This window comes from Streptomyces caeruleatus (genome assembly GCF_001514235.1).
Taxonomy (GTDB): domain Bacteria; phylum Actinomycetota; class Actinomycetes; order Streptomycetales; family Streptomycetaceae; genus Streptomyces; species Streptomyces caeruleatus.
Window position 1 is genome coordinate 1 of record NZ_KQ948966.1, and the last position, 2,986, is coordinate 2,986.

1 protein-coding gene is annotated in these 2,986 nt (G+C 69.5%); it reads right to left on the minus strand.

What is annotated here, in order from left to right; genetic code table 11:
- Positions 1-2,986 (minus strand): type I polyketide synthase (locus tag AQJ67_RS44230; RefSeq protein WP_244190818.1); only part of this gene is annotated, 2,986 nt, incomplete at both ends.

Here is a 2,986-nt window from a genome sequence, read left to right on the forward strand (position 1 = left end):
TCCACCACCGAACCCCGGCCCACCACCGCAGACCAGTCCACCGGGACGCCGTGGGTGTGCATGGTGGACAAGGCGGTCATCGCTGTGTGGATCTCGGGCCTGTCCCGGCGCTGGGTGGCGACGAACACGCCGTCCACCGCACCCGATCCCAGCCCCGTCAGCACACCGTCCGGGCCGATCTCCACGAACCGCGTCACGCCCTGGGCGCTCAGCCCGGCCAGCATGTCGGCGAACCGTACCGGCTCACGCACCTGCCGCACCCAGTACTCCACACTGCACACCTCAGCGGCTGGGACCGTCATCCCCAACGACGGCGACCCGAACTCCACCCGCCCCAGCACCTCAGCGAACGGATCCAGCATCGGATCCATCAACGGCGAGTGGAACGCGTGACTGACCCGCAGGCGCCGCACCTTCCGGCCCCGCCCCTGCCACAGCTCGCCCATCGCCCCGACCACTGCGGCATCGCCGGAGAGCACCACGGACCGGGCAGCGTTGACCGCTGCGACGGTGGCCTTCTCGCCCCAGCCGGCAATCTCACCCGCCGCCCCGGCGATCTCGGCCTCGCTCGCCTCGACCGCCAGCATGGCCCCCTCAGCAGGCAACGCCTGCATCAACCCGGCCCTTGCTGCCACCACCCGGCACGCATCCGGCAGGGAAAGCACCCCCGCGACATGCGCCGCGGTCAGCTCACCGATCGAATGACCAGCCACGTAATCCGGAGTCACACCCCAGGACTCGAGCAGGCGGAACAGCGCCACCTCGAACGCGAACAACCCGGGCTGCGTCCACTCCGTACGGTCCAGGCCCTCGCCCCCGAACACCACGTCCTTCAACGACCCCGGCAACATCCCGGCGAAACCAGCGCACGCCTCCTCGAAGGCATCCGCGAATACCGGGAACGCCTCGGCCAACTCCCGCCCCATACCAGCCCGCTGAGCACCCTGACCCGTGAACAGCAACGCCGTCCGGCCCCCCTGGCCGGCTGCCCCGGTCACCACACCAACACCCGGCTCCCCGGACGCCAACTTGCGCAGGCCCTGCGTCAACTGGTCCCAGTCGGTGCCCAGGACCACCGCCCGATGCTCCAAGCTCGCCCGGGTGGACACGAGTGCGGCGCCAACGTCCACTGGGTTCAGTTCCGGGGCCGCTTCCACGTGTGCGGCGAGGCGTCGAGCTTGTTCCCGCAGCGCTGTCTCCGACCTGGCCGACAGCACCCACGGCACCACCGGCGGGGCAGCAACGTCCGTGTCGGACAACGGCGTTGATTCGTGGGCCTGTTCGAGGATCACGTGGGCGTTGGTGCCGCTGACGCCGAACGAGGACACGCCTGCACGCCACGGCCGGTCGACCACCGGCCACGGCCGCTGCTCAGTCAGCAACTCCACCGCACCCGCCGACCAATCCACCTCAGGCGTCGGCTCATCCACATGCAGAGTGGGGGGCAGTTGCCCGTACCGCATCGCCAGCACCATCTTGATCACACCGGCGACACCGGCGGCGGCCTGGGTGTGACCAATGTTGGACTTGAGCGACCCCAGCCATAGGGGGCGGTCTTCCGGCCGGTCCTGTCCATAAGTCGCCAACAAGGCCTGGGCCTCGATCGGGTCACCCAGCCGAGTACCCGTGCCGTGGGCTTCCACCACGTCCACCTCGGCCGTGGTCAGACCGGCGCTGACGAGCGCCTGTCGGATCACCCGCTGCTGCGCGGGACCGTTCGGCGCTGACAGCCCGTTCGAGGCCCCGTCCTGGTTGATGGCCGAACCCCGCACCACCGCCAGCACCTGATGGCCGTTGCGCCGGGCGTCCGACAACCGCTCCACCACCACCACCCCAGCACCTTCACCCCACCCGGTGCCGTCCGCCGACGCGGCAAACGCCTTGCAGCGGCCATCGCCCGCCAGCCCGCCCTGAGCGGCGAACTCGGCGAAGCCTCGCGGGGTGACCATCACTGTCACACCACCGACCAGCGCCATCGAGCACTCGCCGGACCGCAGTGCCTGGGCCGCGAGATGCAGCGCCACCAGCGACGACGAGCACGCCGTGTCCACCGTCACCGCAGGCCCCTCCAGGCCCAACGTGTACGCGATCCGCCCCGACAGCACGCTGCTCGCGCCACCGGTCAGCATGTAGCCCTCGGCGTCATCCGCGACATTACCGACAGTGTCGTAACCCGAGACTGTCCCGCCTACGAAGACTCCGGTCGTGCTGCCCTTCAGCGCATGCGGGTCGATGCCGGACCGCTCCAGCGCCTCCCACGCCGTCTCCAGCAACAACCGCTGCTGCGGATCCATCGCCAACGCCTCACGCGGCGAGATACCGAAGAACCCCGCATCGAACTCCGCCGCCTCATGGAGGAATCCACCTACCCGGGCGAAGCCGTCACCGATCAGATCCCAGCCCCGATCACCAGGAAACTCACCCAACGCATCGACCGACGACGCCACCACGTCCCACAATTGCTCCGGCGACGACACCCCACCCGGGAACCTGCACCCCATCCCGACGATGGCGATCGGCTCGTCCGGCTCGGCCTTCACCAGGACAGGAGCAACCATCTGCGCTTCCGAACCCAGGAGTGCTGTTTCCAGGTGTTCGGCCAGTGCAGAGGGTGTCGGGTAGTCGAAGACAAGGCTCGCGGGCAGTACGAGCCCCGTCGCCGCCGCAAGCTTGTTCCGCAGCTCCACTGCAGTCAGCGAATCGAACCCGATATCGCGGAAGGCGCGGCTGCGTGGCAGGGCGTCGGCGTTGTCGAAACCGAGGGTGACGGCCGCCTCCCGCCGGACCAGGTCCAGCAACGCCCGCGCACGGTCCTTCTGCCCCAACCCGGCCAGCTTGCGCCGCAGCACCGACTCACCGGCCGGCCGTCCGCTCGGCCCGGCCAGCGCCTTGCGGGCCTCGGGAATGCCCGACAGCAGCGCACTCGGCCGCTCTACGGTGAAACTCGGTGCGAACCGCTCCCAATCGGTGTCCGTCACGGTGAGGG